The sequence below is a fragment of the Salmonella sp. 32082101201600294FB01SM01 genome (genome assembly GCF_017572865.1).
Taxonomy (GTDB): domain Bacteria; phylum Pseudomonadota; class Gammaproteobacteria; order Enterobacterales; family Enterobacteriaceae; genus Salmonella; species Salmonella enterica.
The window spans coordinates 219,601-239,839 of record NZ_JAGESB010000005.1; the positions used below are offsets into that span (position 1 = coordinate 219,601).

General features: G+C 52.8%; 18 protein-coding genes. 9 read left to right on the forward strand and 9 right to left on the reverse strand.

Annotated features, from left to right (window positions below):
• Nucleotides 1-40: 40 nt before the first annotated feature.
• The 3 genes from glyS to J4645_RS19275 all read right to left on the reverse strand — a co-directional run bounded on the left by glyS (nucleotide 41) and on the right by J4645_RS19275 (nucleotide 3,472).
• Nucleotides 41-2,110: a glycine--tRNA ligase subunit beta gene (gene glyS, locus J4645_RS19265; RefSeq protein ID WP_023215189.1), complete on the reverse strand. Its 2,070-nt coding sequence runs from the start codon at nucleotides 2,108-2,110 to the stop codon at nucleotides 41-43.
• Nucleotides 2,111-2,119: 9 nt separating this feature from the next.
• Nucleotides 2,120-3,031 (reverse strand): glycine--tRNA ligase subunit alpha, encoded by a 912-nt coding sequence (gene glyQ / locus J4645_RS19270; RefSeq protein ID WP_001168556.1) that lies wholly within the window; start codon nucleotides 3,029-3,031, stop codon nucleotides 2,120-2,122.
• Between the two features lie 138 nt (nucleotides 3,032-3,169).
• Complete coding sequence (locus tag J4645_RS19275) at nucleotides 3,170-3,472, reverse strand: YsaB family lipoprotein (RefSeq protein WP_000605592.1); 303 nt, start codon at nucleotides 3,470-3,472, stop codon at nucleotides 3,170-3,172.
• Between the two features lie 165 nt (nucleotides 3,473-3,637).
• On the opposite strand from J4645_RS19275, the gene J4645_RS19280 reads away from it, so the two are divergent.
• Nucleotides 3,638-4,633: an acyltransferase gene (locus tag J4645_RS19280; RefSeq protein ID WP_001182573.1), complete on the forward strand. Its 996-nt coding sequence runs from the start codon at nucleotides 3,638-3,640 to the stop codon at nucleotides 4,631-4,633.
• 22 nt (nucleotides 4,634-4,655) lie between these two features.
• Here J4645_RS19280 and J4645_RS19285 read toward each other — a convergent pair whose 3' ends face one another.
• The 3 genes from J4645_RS19285 to xylA all read right to left on the reverse strand — a co-directional run bounded on the left by J4645_RS19285 (nucleotide 4,656) and on the right by xylA (nucleotide 8,060).
• Entirely contained in the window at nucleotides 4,656-5,009 is a 354-nt protein-coding gene (locus J4645_RS19285) for a YiaA/YiaB family protein (protein ID WP_001635944.1), read from the reverse strand.
• Between the two features lie 174 nt (nucleotides 5,010-5,183).
• Nucleotides 5,184-6,638: a xylulokinase gene (xylB, locus tag J4645_RS19290; protein WP_000275322.1), complete on the reverse strand. Its 1,455-nt coding sequence runs from the start codon at nucleotides 6,636-6,638 to the stop codon at nucleotides 5,184-5,186.
• 99 nt (nucleotides 6,639-6,737) lie between these two features.
• On the reverse strand, nucleotides 6,738-8,060 hold the full coding sequence (xylA, locus tag J4645_RS19295) for a xylose isomerase (RefSeq protein WP_001149561.1): 1,323 nt from the start codon (nucleotides 8,058-8,060) through the stop codon (nucleotides 6,738-6,740).
• A 362-nt stretch (nucleotides 8,061-8,422) separates the two neighbouring features.
• Between xylA and xylR the strand changes: the two genes are divergently transcribed.
• A complete protein-coding gene (xylR, locus tag J4645_RS19300) occupies nucleotides 8,423-9,601 on the forward strand; it encodes a D-xylose utilization transcriptional activator XylR (RefSeq protein ID WP_000459824.1) in 1,179 nt (392 codons plus the stop codon).
• A gap of 60 nt (nucleotides 9,602-9,661) precedes the next feature.
• Here the strand turns inward: xylR and J4645_RS19305 are convergent, their stop codons facing one another.
• On the reverse strand, nucleotides 9,662-10,486 hold the full coding sequence (locus J4645_RS19305) for a protein bax (RefSeq protein ID WP_001562170.1): 825 nt from the start codon (nucleotides 10,484-10,486) through the stop codon (nucleotides 9,662-9,664).
• A 315-nt stretch (nucleotides 10,487-10,801) separates the two neighbouring features.
• Here J4645_RS19305 and J4645_RS19310 point away from each other — a divergent pair, with 315 nt between their 5' ends.
• Together J4645_RS19310 and avtA are read left to right on the forward strand one after the other, a co-directional pair.
• Nucleotides 10,802-12,829, forward strand: a complete 2,028-nt coding sequence (locus J4645_RS19310; RefSeq protein WP_023215190.1) for an alpha-amylase — start codon at nucleotides 10,802-10,804, stop codon at nucleotides 12,827-12,829.
• 173 nt (nucleotides 12,830-13,002) lie between these two features.
• On the forward strand, nucleotides 13,003-14,253 hold the full coding sequence (gene avtA, locus J4645_RS19315) for a valine--pyruvate transaminase (RefSeq protein WP_208209005.1): 1,251 nt from the start codon (nucleotides 13,003-13,005) through the stop codon (nucleotides 14,251-14,253).
• Between the two features lie 36 nt (nucleotides 14,254-14,289).
• Here avtA and J4645_RS19320 read toward each other — a convergent pair whose 3' ends face one another.
• Nucleotides 14,290-14,763 (reverse strand): 4Fe-4S dicluster domain-containing protein, encoded by a 474-nt coding sequence (locus J4645_RS19320; protein WP_001078819.1) that lies wholly within the window; start codon nucleotides 14,761-14,763, stop codon nucleotides 14,290-14,292.
• 116 nt (nucleotides 14,764-14,879) lie between these two features.
• A complete protein-coding gene (gene yiaJ / locus J4645_RS19325) occupies nucleotides 14,880-15,680 on the reverse strand; it encodes an IclR family transcriptional regulator YiaJ (RefSeq protein ID WP_000081340.1) in 801 nt (266 codons plus the stop codon).
• Between the two features lie 229 nt (nucleotides 15,681-15,909).
• Between yiaJ and yiaK the strand changes: the two genes are divergently transcribed.
• The 5 genes from yiaK to yiaN all read left to right on the forward strand — a co-directional run bounded on the left by yiaK (nucleotide 15,910) and on the right by yiaN (nucleotide 20,232).
• Nucleotides 15,910-16,908 (forward strand): 3-dehydro-L-gulonate 2-dehydrogenase, encoded by a 999-nt coding sequence (yiaK, locus tag J4645_RS19330; RefSeq protein ID WP_000869005.1) that lies wholly within the window; start codon nucleotides 15,910-15,912, stop codon nucleotides 16,906-16,908.
• An 11-nt stretch (nucleotides 16,909-16,919) separates the two neighbouring features.
• Complete coding sequence (locus J4645_RS19335; protein ID WP_000576104.1) at nucleotides 16,920-17,384, forward strand: YhcH/YjgK/YiaL family protein; 465 nt, start codon at nucleotides 16,920-16,922, stop codon at nucleotides 17,382-17,384.
• A 23-nt stretch (nucleotides 17,385-17,407) separates the two neighbouring features.
• Nucleotides 17,408-18,340: a DUF4862 family protein gene (locus J4645_RS19340; RefSeq protein ID WP_208209006.1), complete on the forward strand. Its 933-nt coding sequence runs from the start codon at nucleotides 17,408-17,410 to the stop codon at nucleotides 18,338-18,340.
• A gap of 138 nt (nucleotides 18,341-18,478) precedes the next feature.
• Nucleotides 18,479-18,952, forward strand: coding sequence for a 2,3-diketo-L-gulonate TRAP transporter small permease YiaM (yiaM, locus tag J4645_RS19345; protein ID WP_023215191.1), 474 nt, complete (start codon nucleotides 18,479-18,481; stop codon nucleotides 18,950-18,952).
• A 2-nt stretch (nucleotides 18,953-18,954) separates the two neighbouring features.
• Nucleotides 18,955-20,232: a 2,3-diketo-L-gulonate TRAP transporter large permease YiaN gene (yiaN, locus tag J4645_RS19350; protein WP_000301822.1), complete on the forward strand. Its 1,278-nt coding sequence runs from the start codon at nucleotides 18,955-18,957 to the stop codon at nucleotides 20,230-20,232.
• Nucleotides 20,233-20,239: the final 7 nt, after the last annotated feature.

The following is a 20,239-nucleotide window of genomic DNA, read 5'->3' on the forward strand; positions in this document are numbered from 1 at the left end:
ACCTGCCCGAGAGCAGGTTTTTGTTTAATTAACTGAACGCTTATTGCAGTAACGAAATATCCGCAACCTGCAGGAACAGTTCGCGTAGTTTCGACAACAGCGTCAGGCGGTTGATACGGATATCTTTCTCTTCCGCGTTAACCATAACATTTTCGAAGAATTCATCCACCGGCGCGCGCAGAGCAGCCAGCTCAATCAACGCTTCCTGATAACGACCATCGGCAAAGTACGGCTGAAGCTTATCACGCAGCACAACCAGATGTCTGGCCAACTCAATTTCCGCCGCTTCTTTCAGTACGGAGGCGTGGACGATATCGTTCAGCGGCTCAGTGGCTTTCGCCAGGATGTTGGAGACGCGCTTGTTCGCCGCCGCCAGCGCAGAGGCTTCTTCCAGGGTACGGAAGTGCGATACCGCTTTCATACGAGCATCGAAATCTGCCGGACGGGTCGGACGACGCGCCAGTACCGCCTGGATGGTGTCGACGGTGTAACCTTCATCCTGATACCAGGCGCGGAAGCGACCCAGCATAAAGTCGATCACATCATCGACTACGTTGGCATTGGTCAGCTTGTCGCCATACAGACGCGCCGCTTCTTCAGTCAGCGTTTGCAGATCAAGGTTGAGGTTCTTCTCAACAATGATGCGCAGCACGCCCAGCGCGGCACGACGCAGCGCAAACGGGTCTTTGTCGCCTTTCGGATGCTGACCGATACCGAAGATACCCGCCAGAGTATCCATCTTATCGGCGATCGCCAGCGCGCAGGCCACCGGGTTAGACGGCAGGTCATCACCGGCAAAGCGCGGCTGATACTGCTCGTTCAGCGCCACAGCGACATCTTCCGCTTCACCATCGTGACGCGCGTAGTGCATCCCCATCACACCCTGGGTGTCGGTGAACTCGAAGACCATGTTGGTCATCAGGTCGCACTTGGAGAGCAGGCCCGCACGAGTGGCGTGGTTAACGTCAGCGCCAATCTGACCGGCAATCCAGCCCGCCAGCGCCTGAATACGGTCGGTCTTGTCGCGCAGCGTGCCCAGCTGTTGCTGGAACAGCACGGTTTGCAGACGCGGCAGATGATCTTCCAGACGTTTTTTACGGTCGGTGTTGAAGAAGAATTCGGCATCCGCCAGACGCGGACGCACCACTTTCTCGTTACCGGAGATAATCTGGGTCGGATCTTTCGATTCGATGTTCGCGACGAAGATAAAGTTTGGCAGCAGCTTGCCCGCGTTGTCATAAACCGGGAAATACTTCTGGTCGCCCTTCATGGTGTACACCAGCGCTTCGGCAGGCACGGCGAGGAATTTCTCTTCGAATTTCGCCGTCAATACCACCGGCCATTCCACCAGCGAGGCGACCTCTTCCAGCAGGCTTTCGCTCAGGTCGGCATTACCGCCAATCTTACGTGCTGCTTCTTCGGCGTCCGCTTTGATTTTGGCTTTACGCGCTTCGTAGTCGGCAATGACTTTACCGCGCTCCAGCAGAATTTGCGGGTACTGGTCAGCATTGTCGATAGTGAACTCCGGCTCACCCATAAAGCGATGGCCGCGAATGATGCGGTCAGACTGAATGCCCAGGATGGTCGCCGGAATGACCTTATCGCCCAACAGCAGGGTCACGGTGTGCACCGGACGCACGAAGTGGACGTCAGACGCGCCCCAGCGCATCAGTTTCGGGATCGGTAGTTTCGCCAGCGAGGTGGCTACCATGTTCGGCACCAGCGCTTCGGTACTTTCGCCCTTCACGTGGGCGCGATACAGCAGCCATTCGCCTTTGTCGGTCTTCAGACGCTCGGCCTGATCAACGGTGATCCCGCAGCCGCGCGCCCAGCCTTCTGCCGCTTTGCTCGGTTTGCCTTCGGCGTCGAACGCCTGGGCAATCGCCGGACCACGTTTTTCGACTTCGCGATCGGGCTGAGATTCAGCAAGATTCGCCACTTTCAGCGCCAGACGGCGCGGGGCGGCAAACCATTCAACGTTACCGTGCGCGAGGCCGGCGTTATCCAGCTCCGCAGTGAAGTTCGCAGCAAAGGACTCAGCCAAACTGCGCAGTGCTTTTGGTGGCAGCTCTTCAGTGCCGATTTCCACCAGAAAAGTTTTCTCAGACATGGCCGCCTCTTACTTGTCTTTGTTGCACATCGGGAAGCCGAGGGCTTCACGGGAAGCATAATAAGCCTCTGCCACTGCTTTGGTCAGGGTGCGAATACGCAAAATGTAGCGCTGACGTTCGGTGACGGAGATAGCTTTACGCGCATCCAGCAGGTTGAAGCTATGGGCGGCTTTCAGAATACGCTCGTAGGCCGGCAGCGGCAGCGGGTTTTCCAGCGCCAGCAGCTGCTGGGCTTCTTTCTCATACTGCTCGAAGCAGGTGAATAAGAAATCCACATCGGCGTATTCAAAGTTATAGGTGGACTGCTCCACTTCGTTCTGATGGAACACGTCGCCGTAGGTGGTTTTACCCAGCGGGCCATCGCTCCAGACCAGGTCGTAAACGCTGTCCACGCCCTGGATATACATCGCCAGACGTTCCAGACCGTAGGTGATTTCACCGGTCACCGGCTTGCACTCCAGGCCGCCGACCTGCTGGAAGTAGGTGAACTGCGTCACTTCCATGCCATTCAGCCACACTTCCCAGCCGAGTCCCCAGGCGCCCAGCGTCGGGTTCTCCCAGTTATCTTCCACGAAACGGATATCGTGAATGGTCGGGTCCATACCCAGCTCTTTCAGAGAACCGAGATACAGCTCCTGAATATTCTCCGGAGATGGCTTAATCACCACCTGAAACTGATAGTAGTGCTGTAAGCGGTTCGGGTTTTCGCCGTAGCGGCCATCGGTCGGACGACGAGAAGGCTGCACATAGGCAGTCGCCATCGGCTCTGGCCCCAGCGCGCGCAGGCAGGTCATTGGATGAGAAGTTCCCGCGCCAACTTCCATGTCCAATGGTTGAACAATGGTGCAGCCCTGGCGAGCCCAGTAATCCTGTAAGGTCAGGATCAAGCCCTGGAATGTCCTGGTATCAAACTTTTGCATATTATTTCGTGCTGGATACGTGTGGATTTAAAGGAAGGAGCCAGTATACCCGCTGGATGCGAGATATACAGTATGAAACCGGTTTGTTTAGCGAAAATTGCCGGATTTCGCGGCATCACACCTCACCAGGCGCGGCTTTTACCGCATAGAAAGATGTAAAAACTGCCCATCTGCATCAAAAGAGCAGACAAAACTCTCTTTACGGAAGGTATTACCACGCATCTCATAGCTCCCCTGAAACTGCTCGAAGCCGGTAACAGCAATTTTCTGTGCGCCAGTGTTGTAACGCTGCGCCGCCTGAGCTTTACACAATGCTTCCATATCCAGCGTGCGTGTTGGGCTCACTTTACTCTGCTGGGCTTTTTGCGTCGGTGGCGGTGTCGCTGTGCATCCCACCAGAGCGATGGCTATCATCACAGTACAGAAATACTTCATTATCATTTTTATTACCGTCTGGTTTGCTGGTCAGTCTTATTATTAAGGTTTGTGGGTAGCAGACACATTGTGCGAATCTCCTTACGCCATCACAAGATGTAGCGTAGAAAGTCAGATTTTTCCAGTGAGCCACCGCGCTGGAACTCTATTGAAACGGAAGCTGAGGAACTGATGCAGCCTAAAATTAACTGGATTGATAACCTGCGAGGGATCGCCTGTTTAATGGTAGTGATGATCCATACTACAACGTGGTACATCACCAACGCCCACAGCGTCAGCCCGCTAAACTGGGATATTGCGAATGTCCTGAATTCGGCTTCGCGCGTTAGCGTTCCCCTGTTTTTTATGATTTCAGGCTATCTTTTTTTTGGCGAGCGCTGCGCGCAACCGCGGCATTTTTTACGTATCGCCCTGTGCCTTATCTTTTACAGCGTTGTCGCCCTGGCTTACATTTCACTTTTTACTTCGATCAACGTCGAGCTTTCGCTAAAAAATGCGCTGCAAAAACCCGTGTTTTACCACCTGTGGTTTTTCTTTGCGATTGCGGTGATCTACCTGGTATCGCCATTAATCCAGGTAAAAAACGTGAGCGGCAAAATGCTCCTGACGCTGATGGTGGTCATTGGTATTATTGCTAACCCAAATACTGTGCCGCAAAAAATCGGCGGCGTTGAATGGTTGCCCATCAATCTGTATATCAGCGGCGACACGTTCTACTACATTCTCTACGGTATCCTGGGCCGCGCCATTGGAATGATGGAGACGCAAAAGCCATCGCTGACGCTTATCTGCACTGCCCTGTTCATCATCGCGGTATTTGTTATTTCTCGCGGCACATTGCATGAATTACGCTGGCGCGGAAATTTTGCCGATACCTGGTATCTGTATTGCGGTCCCATGGTGTTTATTTGCGCCGTCTCACTGTTCACGGTAGTTAAAAATAAGCTGAATGCGCGGACGTTACCTGGACTGGGGCTTATCTCCCGCCACTCGCTGGGTATTTATGGTTTCCACGCGCTGATTATCCATGCGCTACGTACTAATGGTCTGGAGTTAAAACGTTGGCCGCCGTTAGACATCGTGTGGGTTTTTGCCGCGACGGTGACAGGAAGCCTGCTACTTTCCATGCTGTTACAGCGTATTGATAAACGGAAATGGGTTAGCTAAACGACAATGATGGCTCCGGCCATCATTCATCATCACTGTAGGAAGCGTAAAGATCGGTTCCATATATACTGACCCCCAGCGCCACCAGACACAGTATTTTCAGCGCGCCCGCCAGCGCCAGGTTAAATACGCCGACCGCGACCATGCCGATGCCAAGCAACAGCAAAGATTTACAACGAGAAAGCAAGCGGTCATTCCCCGTGTGTTCCTGGCGAATTAAGACAGGAAAACCGCACATGACGATTGCCGCAAAAAAATATCCCTTTTCGCTTAATGTATGACAGCCTGGCCACAGTCCCACCAGGTATACCACTGCACCGACAACTAACATTCCCAGGCCGAACATCCGTTTCCTACGCGCAACGTGATCGTCCATCTCACTCTCCTTGTGGTTGAGTGAGACACATTAAGCGAAGAAATAGCAATGAAAAAGGCGCCTGTTCAGCAATAATATAAAAATCAGAAAACACACATACTTACTTCGATATAATTCAAAAGAATCAATATTTACGGAAAATGCCTTTCAGCCAAAACCGAAAGGCATTCTGACTTATGACATCAACGGCAACAGCTGCTGATAGAGTCGACGGAAGGTTTCACGACGTTGTTGATAAACCGCATGACGCTGCGCATCAGGATAATGCGCCTGCTCCAGCGGCAACTGCGGCAATACATCGGCGAGCGGAGTCTGTTTATTCACCGCAATTTGCGCCAGACGCGCCGCGCCCAGCGCTGGCCCCACATCGCCGCCAGTACGATAATCAAGCTGTAGCCCGCTAATATCAGATAGCATCTGACGCCAGTATTCGCTGCGCGCTCCGCCGCCGATAAGCGTCACGCTGGCGGGTTTGACGCCGCAGGCGTGAACCACATCCATGCCATCCGCCAGAGCATATCCCACGCCTTCCAGTACCGCCCGCGCCAGTTCCGCCGGGCCATGCTGATGGGTTAAACCAAAGAAAACGCCTTTTGCCTGCGGATTATTGTGCGGCGTGCGCTCGCCGGACAGGTACGGCAAAAACCAGATCGGATCGGTATGCTCATCCGCCAGCTGCGCGGCGGCAATCAGCGTCGGGACGTTCTTCTGCCCGGTGAGTTTAGCCGCCCAGTCCAGACAAGAGGCGGCGCTCAACATTACAGACATTAAATGCCAGCGTTCCGGCAGCGCATGGCAAAAACTGTGTACTGCGCTCTCCGGTTTACTCAGAAAGCCGTCGCTGACGGCAAAATAGACGCCCGATGTTCCAAGTGAGAGCATCGCCTGTCCGGCATCGATCATTCCTACGCCGACCGCGCCAGCCGCATTGTCGCCGCCGCCCGCCACCACAGGTACTGCTGGCATACCCCATGCGCTGGCTACCTCTGGCAGCAACGTTCCGGTAATGTCACTACCTTCAAATAACGCTGGCATCTGCTGTCGGGTTAAATGACAGGCGTTGAGCATAACGTCGCTCCAGTCGCGCTTTTTCACGTCCAGCCACATCGTTCCTGCCGCATCCGACATATCGCTGGCAAAGACGCCCGTCATTCGCAGCCGCAGAAAATCTTTCGGCAGCAGAACTTTGTCTATCTGGCGGAAAATATCCGGTTCGTGGCGCTGCACCCAGACTAATTTGGGCGCGGTAAAACCGGGCATCATCAGATTACCGGTTATCGCACGCGACTGCGGCACCTGTTTTTCCAGCCAGGCGCACTCTTCGCTACAGCGTCCGTCATTCCATAAAATCGCTGGTCGCAGAACCTGCTGACGGCTATCAAGCAATGTCGCGCCATGCATTTGTCCGGCGATGCCCAACGCCCGAACGCCACTTAACGACTGTTGCCGACCTAAACCTTTAACCGCACGATCCGTCGCCTGCCACCACTGCTCTGGTTCCTGTTCCGACCATAAGGGATGCGGACGCGATACGGTCAGTTTTTCAGTATGCGTAGCCAGCACATCGCCCTGCTCATTCAACAGGATAGCCTTTACACCCGATGTACCAAGATCGATCCCGATATACATATTGTGGGTTCCTTTACTGAAAGCGCCCGGCAGCGCTACGCTTACCGGGCTAATCACGACTACAGGCCGGGCTAACGCGGAGTCGCCCGGTAGATAGGGTTATTTATCAAACAGATAACGGTTAACCAGATTTTCTAACAGCTCCTGATGACCGCTTTGATGTACTGGCGCCAGATTGTGCTGCTCCGCATACTGCGCCAGTTCGCCTAAGGAGAGTTGTCCTTTCAGAATCTGCTGCCCCAGCTCGCCATTCCAGCCGGCATAGCGCTTCGCCACGCGTTTATCCAGCTCGCCGTCTTCAACCATACGCGCGGCGATTTTCAGCGACAACGCCATCGTATCCATTGCGCCGATATGACCGTAGAACAGATCGTATTTATCGGTGCTCTGGCGACGAACTTTGGCGTCGAAGTTGAGACCGCCCGTCGTGAATCCGCCCGCTTTCAGGATTTCGTACATCACCAGCGCGTTCTCTTCAACGCTAATCGGGAACTGATCGGTATCCCAGCCCAGTTGCGCATCGCCGCGGTTGGCGTCAACGGAGCCAAAAATACCCAGCGCGATAGCGGTCGCGATTTCATGGTGGAACGAATGGCCCGCCAGCGTCGCGTGGTTCGCCTCAATATTCACTTTGATCTCTTTTTCCAGGCCGAACTGTTTGAGGAAACCATAGACCGTTGCAACGTCATAATCATACTGATGTTTTGTCGGTTCCTGCGGTTTCGGTTCAATCAGCAGCGTGCCCTGGAAACCCATTTTATGTTTGTGCTCGACCACCATTTGCATAAAGCGGCCAATCTGTTCGCGTTCCTGGCGCAGATCGGTATTCAGCAACGTTTCATAACCTTCGCGCCCGCCCCACAGGACGTAATTTTCGCCGCCCAGTTTATGCGTGGCGTTCATTGCCGTAACCACTTGCGTCGCCGCCCAGCTAAAGACTTCCGGGTCCGGGTTAGTGGCGGCGCCTGCGCCATAGCGCGGGTTGGTAAAGCAGTTCGCCGTTCCCCACAGCAGTTTTACGCCGCTCTGCTCCTGTTTCGCCGCCAGCACATCCACCATCTGCGCGAAGTTGTTTTTATATTCTTTCAACGACGCGCCTTCCGGCGACACATCCACGTCATGGAAGCAATAAAAAGGCACATTCAGTTTGTGGAAAAATTCAAACGCCACGTCCGCTTTGCGTTTCGCCAGCTCCAGCGCTTCGCCCGGTTGCTGCCACGGACGATTAAACGCGCCTACGCCAAACATATCCGCGCCGTTCCAGCAGAAGGTATGCCAGTAACAGGCCGCGAAACGCAGGTGATCTTCCATACGTTTACCTAAAACCAGCTCGTCGGGATTGTAATGACGAAATGCCAGCGGGTTAGTCGATTGAGGGCCTTCATAGCGAACACGATCGAGTTGGTCAAAATAAGCCTGCATAGTGAGCTCCATAATCAGATAAGACGGCAAGTAAACGACATAACGTCATACTGGAATTTCCTGATTTATTGCTCAATTACGTTATTTCACACCGCTATTAAGAGAATCCCCAAATGTGCTCTGGCTCTCAAAAAAACGCTGAAAACCACAGAAGAAAAAAGCGATCGCGATCGAATCCTGGCAAATAAACAAAAAACCGTAATATATAGATAAGAAATGACAATTGTCATCCGCCGTTTGCTGTGATGAATTTCGCATAACGTTTCAGGCGCAAAATAATTTGTCATCATTCGCCAGACCGTTATGTCAGCCGTTTTGATAGTATCCATGAGTCCAGGTTCACTTTTGCAGGATATATCCTCATGTTTGATAAACGTCACCGTATCACTCTGTTATTTAACGCGAATAAAGCCTATGACCGTCAGGTAGTGGAGGGGGTGGGTGAATATTTACAAGCCTCGCAATCCGAATGGGATATATTTATTGAGGAAGATTTCCGTGCCCGTATCGATAACATTAAAGAGTGGTTAGGCGACGGCGTTATTGCCGATTACGATGATGACGATATCGCGCAATTATTGGCCGATGTCGACGTACCCATTGTCGGGGTCGGCGGTTCTTACCATCTTGCTGAAAATTATCCCGCCGTTCATTACATCGCCACCGATAATCATGCGCTCGTTGAAAGCGCCTTCCTGCATTTAAAAGAAAAAGGCGTCAACCGCTTCGCGTTTTACGGTTTGCCCGACTCCAGCCGCAAACATTGGGCGGCGGAACGGGAATACGCCTTTCGCCAGCTGGTCGCCGAGGAAAAATACCGCGGCGTAGTCTATCAGGGGCTGGAAACCGCGCCGGAAAACTGGCAGCACGCGCAAAATCGCCTCGCCGACTGGCTTCAGACGCTGCCGCCGCAAACCGGCATCATTGCCGTAACGGATGCCCGCGCCCGCCACGTATTGCAGGCCTGCGAACACCTGCATATTCCGGTGCCGGAAAAACTTTGCGTTATCGGTATTGATAACGAAGAGTTAACCCGTTATCTGTCGCGCGTCGCGCTTTCCTCCGTCGCGCAGGGGGCGCGGCAAATGGGCTATCAGGCGGCGAAGCTGCTGCACCGTTTGCTGGCGCGCGAAGAGATGCCGTTACAGCGCATTCTGGTGCCGCCGGTGCGCGTCATTGCGCGCCGCTCGACAGACTATCGCTCCCTGACCGATCCGGCGGTTATCCAGGCGATGCACTTTATTCGTAACCATGCCTGTAAGGGCATTAAAGTCGAGCAGGTGCTGGATGCGGTTGGGATTTCACGTTCAAACCTGGAAAAACGTTTTAAGGAAGAAGTTGGCGAGACGATACATGCGCTGATCCACGCCGAAAAGCTGGAAAAAGCGCGTAGTTTGTTGATTTCTACCACGTTGGCGATAAACGAAATTTCGCAAATGTGCGGCTACCCGTCACTGCAATATTTCTATTCGGTGTTTAAAAAGGAGTACGTCACTACGCCTAAGGAGTATCGCGACCAGCATAGTGAAGCGTTGTTGTAGTTTATCCAGCCTACAGATGCCTTGTAAGCCGGATAGCGTAGCGCCATCCGGCACACAGAATTACATATGCGCGGCGATCAGACGCTGGTTGTCCTGGTACATCGCGAACAAGTAGTTGTTATAGCGCGACCCCTGGGTAGAGTAACCCTTCAGCTTATGAATCATCGCCGTGGCGGTGACTTCCTGATCCGCCTTACGCAGTTGGGCGCGCGACTTGCGGAAAGAAGAATAAGCCGGATGCGTGTTCAGGTTGGCGACATACGCGCTCACCGACTCCTCAACCGACGCGAATTGCGAGTAACCTTTCACCTTACCCGGCGTATTGGTACAACGCCCTTTCGTGCACTTCATGCCGAACAGGTTATTGTTGCTACGCGCCAGTTTAGAGGTTCCCCAGCCGCTTTCCGCCGCCGCCATCGTCGCCACCATGCTGGTTGGGATAATGTCGACGCGCTCCAGCAACGTATTCCACGGAATACGACGCGTGTTGCCGGACCAGCTCACTTTATAGCGCTTCGCGATATCTTTCATACGCGCGCGTTCAGACGGCGACCAGCGGTTCTGGTACTGTTTTGAGATCAGCCAATTACGGTCCGCGGTAATCGCGGCATTTTGGCTGGTGATGTAAGGCATAACGGTCCGGAGAAACGCTTTTTTTCTGGGGGTTCCGGAAGGGTATTTTCGCAAATCAGGAAGTGAACTGCTCTTTGCACTATTGCGAGAATACTCTTGTTTACTGCTAACCTGTTTATAACTTTTCTCGGTTATGTGGGACTTTTGACTCGTTTGCGTTGCGTGCGTCTTTGCCAGCACCTCACCCGAAAATGCGATGGTGAGTAACATAAGAATCATTGCCCCATATCGTCGCATGGGAGTCAATATCATTAGGTCTCCTGGTCGGATTGATACATTCCAACACCTTTTATTTTTCACGAAGTTAAGGTTTGAACCCCAAATTCTAGCAAAAATAGGCTTAAAAAGCACCTCAGGGAATAGTCTTAATCCGAAACTATGTCAACTATTAACGATAACAGACAGCAATAATGCCAATAAAATGTGGTACTTATCGCAAATAGAGGCGTTTTTTTGCGCCTCGTCGCTCACCCTCGCGCCTCCTCCTGCGCGACTCTCTGCGGGGGAGGAGTTCATTCGCCTAAAAACCAGGCAAGCTGATGAATATTGCCCACAAAGGATAGCGTGATGAAACTTGCCGCCTTCGCTCTGACGCTGATACCCGGTATCGCGATCGCCTCATCATGGACCTCGCCCGGTTTTCCAACGTTCTCGACGCAGGAAACCGGACGCTTTACCAGCCATGCTGCATTAACAAAAGGTACACGCGCGTTAACGCTCCATATTGACCAGCAGTGCTGGCAGCCCTCCGGCGCCATAAAACTCAACCAGATGTTGTCGTTAAAACCCTGCGAAGGCGCGCCGCCGCAATGGCGTTTGTTTAAAGATGGCGACTATACGATAACGGTAGATACCCGATCCGGTACGCCGACCCTGTTGTTATCGATAAAAACTGAACCTGAACGCACCGCGCAGCTCGCCTACCAGTGTCCCGTCTGGGATGGTTCGCCGCTCACGCTGGATGTTCGCCAAACCTTTCCGGAAGGGACGGTAGTGCGCGATTATTACAGTGGTCAAACCGATACCGTCCAAAACGGACAAATCACGCTGCGACCTGCCGACAGCCACGGGCTTTTATTGCTGGAACGCGCGGAAACCCATGCATCAGCGCCTTTTAACTGGCGCAACGCCACCGTTTATTTTGTGCTTACGGATCGCTTTCGCAATGGCGATCCAACCAACGACCACAGCTATGGTCGCCATAAGGATGGTATGCAAGAGATTGGCACTTTCCACGGCGGCGATTTGCGCGGGTTGACGAGTCAACTGGACTATCTACAGCAATTAGGCGTGAACGCCTTGTGGATAAGCTCGCCGTTTGAACAGATCCACGGCTGGGTCGGCGGCGGAACAAAAGGCGATTTTCCTCATTACGCCTATCACGGCTATTACACTCAGGACTGGACGACGCTGGATGCCAATATGGGCAGCGAAGCCGATCTCCGCGCGCTGGTCGACGGCGCGCACCAGCGCGGCATCCGTATTTTATTTGACGTAGTAATGAATCATGCCGGTTACGCCACGCTGGCGGATATGCAGGAGTATCAGTTCGGCGCGCTCTATTTATCCGGCGCGGAACGGCAAAAAATTCTCGGCGATCGCTGGACAAACTGGCGACCCGCCGCCGGACAAAGCTGGCACAGCTTTAACGACTACATCAACTTCAGCGACAGCGCCGCCTGGGAAAAATGGTGGGGGAAAAAGTGGATTCGTACCGATATTGGCGACTACGACAGTCCGGGATTTGACGATTTAACCCTGTCGCTGGCCTTCCTGCCGGATATAAAAACGGAATCTACCACGCCTTCCGGCCTACCCGCGTTCTATGCCAACAAGCCTGATACTAAAGCAAAGTTCATTGAAGGCTATACGCCACGGGATTATCTGACTCACTGGTTAAGCCAGTGGGTGCATGATTACGGCATTGACGGGTTCCGGGTCGATACTGCCAAAAATGTTGAGCTTCCTGCCTGGCAACAGCTAAAAACCCAGGCCAGCGCGGCATTACGCGAGTGGAAGCAGGCCAATCCGGACAAAGCGCTGGATGATAGCCCGTTCTGGATGACTGGCGAAGCGTGGGGCCACGGCGTCATGAAAAGTGACTATTATCGCTATGGTTTCGACGCGATGATCAATTTTGATTATCAGGAGCAGGCCGCGAAAGCGGTCGATTGCCTGGCGGAAATGGGGCCAGTCTGGCAGCAGATGGCGGATAAAATGCAGGATTTCAACGTATTAAGTTACCTCTCCTCGCATGATACGCGCCTTTTCCGTGAGAGCGGTGATAAGGCGGCGGAACTGCTGCTGCTTTCGCCGGGCGCGGTGCAGATCTTTTACGGCGATGAATCCGCTCGTCCCTTCGGCCCCACCGGCTCCGACCCGCTGCAAGGCACCCGTTCAGATATGAACTGGCAGGACGTGAGCGGAAAGTCAGCCGCAGCCGTCGCGCACTGGCAGCGTATTAGCCAGTTCCGCGCCAGACATCCCGCCATCGGCGCAGGACAACAAACCACGCTGACGCTAAAACACGGGTACGGTTTTGTACGCCAGTACGGCGACGATACGGTGATGGTCGTCTGGGCGGGCCGCCGCTAATCGTGGCGCTACCGGTCTCCTCGCGTACCGGTAGCCCCTTCAAAATAAAAAACTAACCTGATAAAAATTTGTAGCATAAAACATCAATACCACCGCCTGACCCCCATTTGCGCCCCGCCATTTGTAGCGTTATGGTTATCCACTTTGACAGACAGTTCGATAGATCACCCGTTATGACATTTTCACTTTTCGGCGATAAATTTACCCGCCATTCAGGCATTACCCGCCTGATGGAGGATCTCAACGACGGCTTACGCACGCCAGGCGCCATCATGCTTGGCGGCGGTAACCCGGCACACATCCCTGCAATGCAGGATTATTTCCAGACGCTACTGACAGAGATGGTAGAAAGCGGCAAAGCCGCTGATGCGCTTTGTAATTATGACGGTCCCCAGGGAAAAACGGCGCTACTGAATGCACTGGCCGTACTGCTACGTGAAACGCTGGGATGGGATATCGAACCACAGAATATTGCGCTGACAAATGGCAGTCAGAGCGCGTTTTTCTACTTATTTAATCTCTTCGCCGGACGTCGCGCCGACGGCAGTACGAAAAAGGTACTATTCCCGCTTGCGCCGGAATACATCGGCTATGCGGATTCCGGTCTGGAAGACGACCTCTTCGTTTCGGCGCGCCCGAATATTGAACTGCTGCCGGAAGGCCAGTTTAAGTATCACGTCGATTTTGAGCATCTGCACATCGGCGAAGAAACGGGGATGATTTGCGTCTCGCGCCCGACCAACCCAACCGGTAACGTTATCACCGACGAAGAGCTGATGAAGCTGGACAGACTGGCGAATCAGCACAACATCCCACTGGTGATTGATAACGCTTATGGCGTACCGTTTCCGGGCATTATCTTTAGCGAGGCGAGCCCGCTGTGGAACCCCAATATTATCCTATGCATGAGCCTCTCAAAGCTGGGACTACCCGGTTCCCGCTGCGGGATTATCATCGCCAATGATAAGACGATTACCGCCATTGCCAACATGAACGGCATCATCAGCCTTGCGCCCGGCGGCATGGGTCCGGCGATGATGTGCGAAATGATTAAGCGTAACGATCTGCTGCGGCTGTCGGAAACGGTTATCAAACCTTTCTACTATCAGCGCGTTCAACAGACGATCGCGATCATTCGTCGCTATTTATCCGAAGAACGCTGCCTGATTCATAAACCGGAAGGCGCAATATTTTTGTGGCTGTGGTTTAAAGATCTGCCGATTACCACCGAGCTACTCTATCAACGCTTGAAAGCGCGCGGCGTGCTGATGGTGCCGGGCCACTATTTCTTTCCCGGGCTGGATAAACCCTGGCCGCACACACACCAGTGTATGCGGATGAACTACGTGCCTGAACCGGACAAAATCGAGGCGGGCGTAAAAATTCTGGCAGAAGAGATAGAACGCGCCTGGCGTGAAGGCTGACGGCTATTCCGGCCATCATGCAGGCCGGAACGACATTCAGAAAGGTTGAGAATAGAGGCGCTGGCGCTGCACGTGTGCTGCGTCAACGCACTGTAACGCACTGGTCGGGCAGGCTTCCACGCACGCCGGCCCCGCTTCCCGATGCCAGCAAAGATCGCATTTAATCGCCTGCGCGCCTGACGTGGACGCCACCACGGTCATCGCGCCAAACGGGCAAGCCAGCATACAGCTTTTACAACCAATGCAGCGCGATGGCGTCACGAAGATATGCCCCCGATCACGGCGAATCGCCTGTACCGGGCAGACATTCGCGCACGGCGCGTCCTCACACTGATGGCAGACCGTGGCCGTGGTGAAGCTATCCTCTTTTATCACCCGGATACGCGGCACAAAGTCCGCCGTCGTCACCGCCGCGCTATTCTGCTGTTCCTGGTGCGACACCACGCAGGCGACCTCGCAGGTACGACACCCGATACACGCCGACGCATCCGCCATAATAAACCGGTTCATTGTTCTCCCCCTGCGTTAAAACGCCAGAATGCCAGAGAGCCATTCCCCGCCGCTTTGATCCCACTACGCAAACGGACAAATTTTGTCAGATGCCTGATAAAACCTGGCGAGCTGTCTTATTCGCGAACGGTAAATCCCAGCTCATTAGAGATAGCCTGTGCGGTTTCACGCAACGGTTTGAGCAGATTTTTCTCGCCGATCTGTTTTAGCCGTGACGTCGACAGTGAAATAGAAATGGCGTAAGGCACCCGATGGTGAATATCAAACACAGGCACGGCAATACAGGAGACGCCCAGTTCATTTTCTTCGCGGTCCATCGCCATGCTGGTTTCACGAATTTGCGCCAACTCATCGTACATTGCTGGTAAATCGGTAATGGTGTTGCGAGTCAGCGGCTGGATCTGATCTTTATGGCTTTCCCAGTAAGACGCCACATAATCCGGCTGACCAAACGCCATATAAATTTTCCCCATCGCCGAGCAGTACAGCGGCATATGCTGGCCAATGTAGGCGCGCGTGCGCAGCATACCGGTGGTCGGTTCCAGCTTATAAATCAGGATAGCGTGATCATCTTCACGGCTGGAAAAATTCACCGTCTCGCCGGTGGTCAGGTTGAGCGCCTCAAGGTGCGGTGCCGCAACGTGGATGATATTCAGCGATGACAGGGCTTTTTGGCCGACGGCAATAAACTTTGTCGTCAGACGGTAGCTCCCGGCCGCCGGCGCTGGCGTCACGTATCCGCAGGATTGAAGCCCCTGCAACAAACGATGGACGGTGCTCTTGTTCAACCCCGCCAGCTCCGACAGGTGCGCCAGTGGGCAACCGTTCGGGTAGTTACTCAAAATTTCTATCAACATCAGGCCACGAAACAGGCTCTGACTCCCCGCAGGCTTCTCTTTATCGTTGTTCTGGCTCATCAGAAAACTCTCTCCTTTCTTGGGCGATCAGATGGTAGCTCAAAGTGTGTTGCAGTTCACGATATCAGCATAAAAAACATAACCCGATGATTTTAATCGTTTTTAAAAACCTTCTCTGGCGTTGCCATGTCAATTTTTGATCTATATATTTGGAACTACATTTCGTATTATGAAATTTATCGACAAAAAAACATACTAAAATTTCTAACAATCGACCAGGAGAACAGGGATGAAAGTAACTTTCGAAGAGTTAAAAGGGGCCTTCTACCGCGTCTTGCGGTCGCGGAATATTGCGGAAGATACCGCCGACGCCTGCGCGGAAATGTTCGCTCGCACCACCGAGTCCGGTGTCTATTCCCACGGCGTGAACCGCTTTCCCCGCTTCATCCAGCAACTGGATAACGGCGACATTATTCCTGATGCTAAACCGCAGCGGGTTACCAGCCTCGGCGCCATCGAACAGTGGGATGCTCAGCGCGCTATCGGCAACCTGACGGCGAAAAAGATGATGGACCGGGCCATCGAGCTGGCTTCCGATCATGGTATTGGCCTGGTGGCGTTACGTAATGCTAACCACTGGATGCGCGGCGGCAGCTACGGCTGGCAGGCGGCGGAAAAAGGCTATATCGGCATTTGCTGGACCAACTCCATCGCCGTCATGCCGCCATGGGGCGCGAAAGAGTGCCGTATCGGTACCAATCCGCTGATCGTCGCCATCCCGTCTACGCCGATCACTATGGTAGATATGTCGATGTCGATGTTCTCTTACGGCATGCTGGAGGTTAACCGCCTGGCCGGCCGCGAGCTTCCTGTTGACGGTGGATTTGACGATGAAGGTAATTTGACCAAAGAACCGGGCGTTATCGAGAAAAATCGCCGCATTTTACCAATGGGTTACTGGAAAGGCTCTGGTCTGTCGATTGTGCTGGACATGATTGCCACCCTGCTTTCCAACGGTTCTTCCGTTGCCGAAGTGACCCAGGAAAACAGCGATGAGTATGGCGTTTCGCAGATCTTCATCGCCATAGAAGTGGATAAGCTGATCGATGGCGCAACCCGCGATGCCAAACTGCAGCGGATTATGGATTTCATCACCACTGCTGAACGTGCTGACGACAACGTCGCGATTCGGCTGCCCGGCCACGAATTTACCAAATTGCTGGATGACAACCGCCGTCACGGTATCACCATTGACGACAGCGTCTGGGCCAAAATTCAGGCGCTGTAAGGAGCCACATCATGATTTTTGGACATATCGCGCAGCCTAATCCGTGCCGGTTACCGTCGGCCATAGAGCAGGCGCTCGATTTCCTGCGCAATACGGACTTTCGCACGCTGGAACCCGGCGTAGTGGAAATCGACGGCCAAAATATCTTCGCGCAGATAATCGATATGACCACCCGCGATGCTGCTGAAAATCGTCCGGAGGTTCATCGCCGCTATCTGGATATTCAGTTTCTGGCATGGGGTGAAGAGAAAATTGGGGTTGCCATTGATACCGGTAATAATCAAATCAGCGAGTCATTATTAGAACAGCGCGATATTATTTTTTATCACGACAGTGAACATGAATCATTCATTGAAATGATACCGGGAAGTTATGCCCTGTTTTTCCCGCAGGATGTTCATCGTCCAGGTTGTAATAAAAACATTGCTACGCCGATACGGAAAATAGTCGTAAAAGTCGCCATAGACGTTTTATAAAATAGAGTTTACTGGAGCACAAAATGAAAAATAATACCGGTTATATTATCGGTGCGTACCCTTGTGCACCCTCATTTCACCAAAAGAGTGAAGAGGAAGAGACGGAATTCTGGCGGCAACTCTCTGATACTCCGGATATCCGGGGGCTGGAGCAGCCTTGTCTTGAACATCTTCACCCGCTCGGCGACGAGTGGTTATTGCGCCATACACCGGGAAACTGGCAAATCGTGGTCACCGCGATAATGGAAACCATGCGCCGCCGTAGCGAAAACGATGGTTTTGGATTAGCGTCCAGTGACGAGGAGCAGCGTAAAGCCTGCGTGGAATACTACCGTCATCTTTATCAGAAGATAAATAAACTCAATGCGAAAACCCCCGGCAAAGTCATAGCCCTTGAGCTTCATGCCGCCCCACTGGCGGGCAATCCGAACGTGGCGCAGGCAACCGACGCCTTTGCGCGCTCATTAAAAGAGATTGCCAACTGGGACTGGTCCTGCGACCTAGTGCTTGAACACTGCGACGCGATGACCGGCCCCGCACCGCGCAAAGGATTCTTACCGTTAGTAAACGTACTGGAAACTATTGCCGACTATGACATAAGCGTCTGCATTAACTGGGCGCGCTCGGCTATTGAAGGGCGGGATACCTCTCTACCGCTGATCCACACGCAGCAGGCCAAACAGGCTGGAAAACTCGGGGCGCTGATGTTCTCCGGTACAACGCTGGATGGAGAATACGGCGAATGGCAGGACCTCCATGCTCCGTTTGTACCTTTCTGTCCACAAAGCCTGATGACGGAGAAACATGTTAAAGAACTCATTACCGCCGCAGCTCCCGAACTGTTGCTGTTTACCGGCATTAAATTGTTGGAAATCAATGCCAGCGCCGATATTAATCACCGCATAAATATATTACGTGATGGTATTAATATGATGAAAAAGGCCACACGCAGCTAACCTGAATTAAACATCATCACCTTAATCCTCGGCCTGCAACTCAACGTTGCGCCGACCTAATATAAACCAAACATAAGAAATTAAGTTCCACTATTCAGCATCGAAAGAAATAAGTTTCTATAACCTGATGGAGTCGTTATGAAGCGGGTACTTGAGGGCATACTTGCGGTATTAATTGCCGTACTTTCCTGCATTGTATTTATTAACGTTATTTTACGTTACGGTTTTGAGAGCAGTATTTTGTCGGTAGATGAACTATCACGTTATCTATTTGTATGGCTGACGTTTATTGGCGCCATCGTGGCATTTATGGATAACGCTCACGTTCAGGTCACTTTTGTGGTGGAAAAACTTTCGCCAGCGAATCAGCGTCGTCTCTCGCTGCTGACGCATTCACTGATTTTATTGTTATGCATCGCATTAGGCTGGGGCAGCCTACAAAAAGCACTGCAGGACTGGAGCGATCAGTCGCCAATCCTCGGTTTACCGATCGGCCTGATGTATATCGCCTGTCTGCCCACAAGCGTTGCCATCGCGTTAATCGAGCTGCGTCGGCTTTATCACTTAATAACGCGTAACGATTCCTTTCAACAACCACAGCAAGGAGCCTAATCATGGCCGTGGTGATATTTCTCTGCTGCCTGCTCGGCGGGATCGCGATAGGTTTACCCATCGCCTGGTCGCTGCTGCTTTGCGGCGCTGCTCTGATGGCATACCTGGATATGTTTGACGTGCAGATTATGGCGCAAACTTTGGTTAACGGCGCGGACAGCTTCTCCCTGCTGGCCATTCCCTTTTTTGTTTTGGCCGGTGAAATCATGAACGCGGGCGGCCTGTCAAAGCGAATCGTCGACCTGCCGATGAAGCTGGTCGGCCATAAGCCCGGCGGCCTGGGCTACGTGGGCGTTATTGCGGCAATGATTATGGCCAGCCTTTCCGGCTCTGCGGTAGCAGATACCGCTGCGGTCGCCGCGCTGCTGGTGCCGATGATGCGCTCCGCAAACTATCCGATCAACCGCTCTGTTGGGTTAATCGCTTCCGGCGGGATCATTGCGCCAATTATTCCGCCCTCGATTCCTTTTATTATCTTCGGCGTTTCCAGCGGCTTGTCGATCAGCAAGCTGTTTATGGCCGGGATCGCACCGGGCATCATGATGGGCGCGGCGCTTATGCTCACCTGGTGGTGGCAGGCCGGGCGATTAAATCTCCCTTCTCAGCCTAAAGCAACACCGCGTGAAATCTGGCAATCATTGGTTTCAGGTATCTGGGCGCTGTTTTTACCGGTGATTATTATCGGCGGCTTCCGTTCCGGACTTTTCACGCCAACGGAAGCAGGAGCGGTTGCCGCGTTTTACGCCCTCTTTGTCGCCGTGGTTATCTATCGGGAATTAACGTTTTCCAGTCTCTACCACGTGCTGGTCAATGCCGCCAAAACGACGTCAGTCGTCATGTTTCTGGTGGCCGCAGCTCAGGTATCCGCCTGGCTGATTACGATCGCGGAATTACCCATGATGGTGTCAGATTTGCTGCAGCCGCTGGTCGACTCTCCGCGACTCTTATTTATCGTCATTATGATCTCAATTATGGTCGTCGGTATGGTGATGGACTTAACGCCAACGGTGTTAATTCTTACCCCTGTATTATTGCCATTAGTTAAAGAAGCCAATATTGACCCGATTTATTTCGGCGTCATGTTCATTATTAACTGCTCTATTGGATTAATCACACCGCCCGTTGGCAACGTCCTCAACGTTATTTCCGGGGTAGCAAAATTGAAATTTGATGACGCGGTAAGAGGCGTATTCCCTTACGTTGTCGTACTGATGTCGTTGCTGGTTTTATTTATTTTTATTCCCGAGCTAATTATCACACCGCTTAAATGGATTAATTAAAGGATAA

Bases quoted from the DNA above. Each gene is read 5' to 3' on its own strand.
- yiaN (WP_000301822.1), top strand. From the start codon at position 18,955: ATGGCCGTGGTGATATTTCTCTGCTGCCTGCTCGGCGGGATCGCGATA.
- J4645_RS19340 (WP_208209006.1), top strand. From the start codon at position 17,408: ATGAAAAATAATACCGGTTATATTATCGGTGCGTACCCTTGTGCACCC.
- yiaM (WP_023215191.1), top strand. From the start codon at position 18,479: ATGAAGCGGGTACTTGAGGGCATACTTGCGGTATTAATTGCCGTACTT.
- glyS (WP_023215189.1), bottom strand. From the start codon at position 2,110: ATGTCTGAGAAAACTTTTCTGGTGGAAATCGGCACTGAAGAGCTGCCA.
- yiaK (WP_000869005.1), top strand. From the start codon at position 15,910: ATGAAAGTAACTTTCGAAGAGTTAAAAGGGGCCTTCTACCGCGTCTTG.
- J4645_RS19320 (WP_001078819.1), bottom strand. From the start codon at position 14,763: ATGAACCGGTTTATTATGGCGGATGCGTCGGCGTGTATCGGGTGTCGT.
- xylR (WP_000459824.1), top strand. From the start codon at position 8,423: ATGTTTGATAAACGTCACCGTATCACTCTGTTATTTAACGCGAATAAA.
- xylB (WP_000275322.1), bottom strand. From the start codon at position 6,638: ATGTATATCGGGATCGATCTTGGTACATCGGGTGTAAAGGCTATCCTG.
- J4645_RS19285 (WP_001635944.1), bottom strand. From the start codon at position 5,009: ATGGACGATCACGTTGCGCGTAGGAAACGGATGTTCGGCCTGGGAATG.
- J4645_RS19310 (WP_023215190.1), top strand. From the start codon at position 10,802: ATGAAACTTGCCGCCTTCGCTCTGACGCTGATACCCGGTATCGCGATC.
- J4645_RS19305 (WP_001562170.1), bottom strand. From the start codon at position 10,486: ATGATATTGACTCCCATGCGACGATATGGGGCAATGATTCTTATGTTA.
- avtA (WP_208209005.1), top strand. From the start codon at position 13,003: ATGACATTTTCACTTTTCGGCGATAAATTTACCCGCCATTCAGGCATT.
- glyQ (WP_001168556.1), bottom strand. From the start codon at position 3,031: ATGCAAAAGTTTGATACCAGGACATTCCAGGGCTTGATCCTGACCTTA.
- J4645_RS19335 (WP_000576104.1), top strand. From the start codon at position 16,920: ATGATTTTTGGACATATCGCGCAGCCTAATCCGTGCCGGTTACCGTCG.
- xylA (WP_001149561.1), bottom strand. From the start codon at position 8,060: ATGCAGGCTTATTTTGACCAACTCGATCGTGTTCGCTATGAAGGCCCT.
- J4645_RS19280 (WP_001182573.1), top strand. From the start codon at position 3,638: ATGCAGCCTAAAATTAACTGGATTGATAACCTGCGAGGGATCGCCTGT.
- yiaJ (WP_000081340.1), bottom strand. From the start codon at position 15,680: ATGAGCCAGAACAACGATAAAGAGAAGCCTGCGGGGAGTCAGAGCCTG.
- J4645_RS19275 (WP_000605592.1), bottom strand. From the start codon at position 3,472: ATGATAATGAAGTATTTCTGTACTGTGATGATAGCCATCGCTCTGGTG.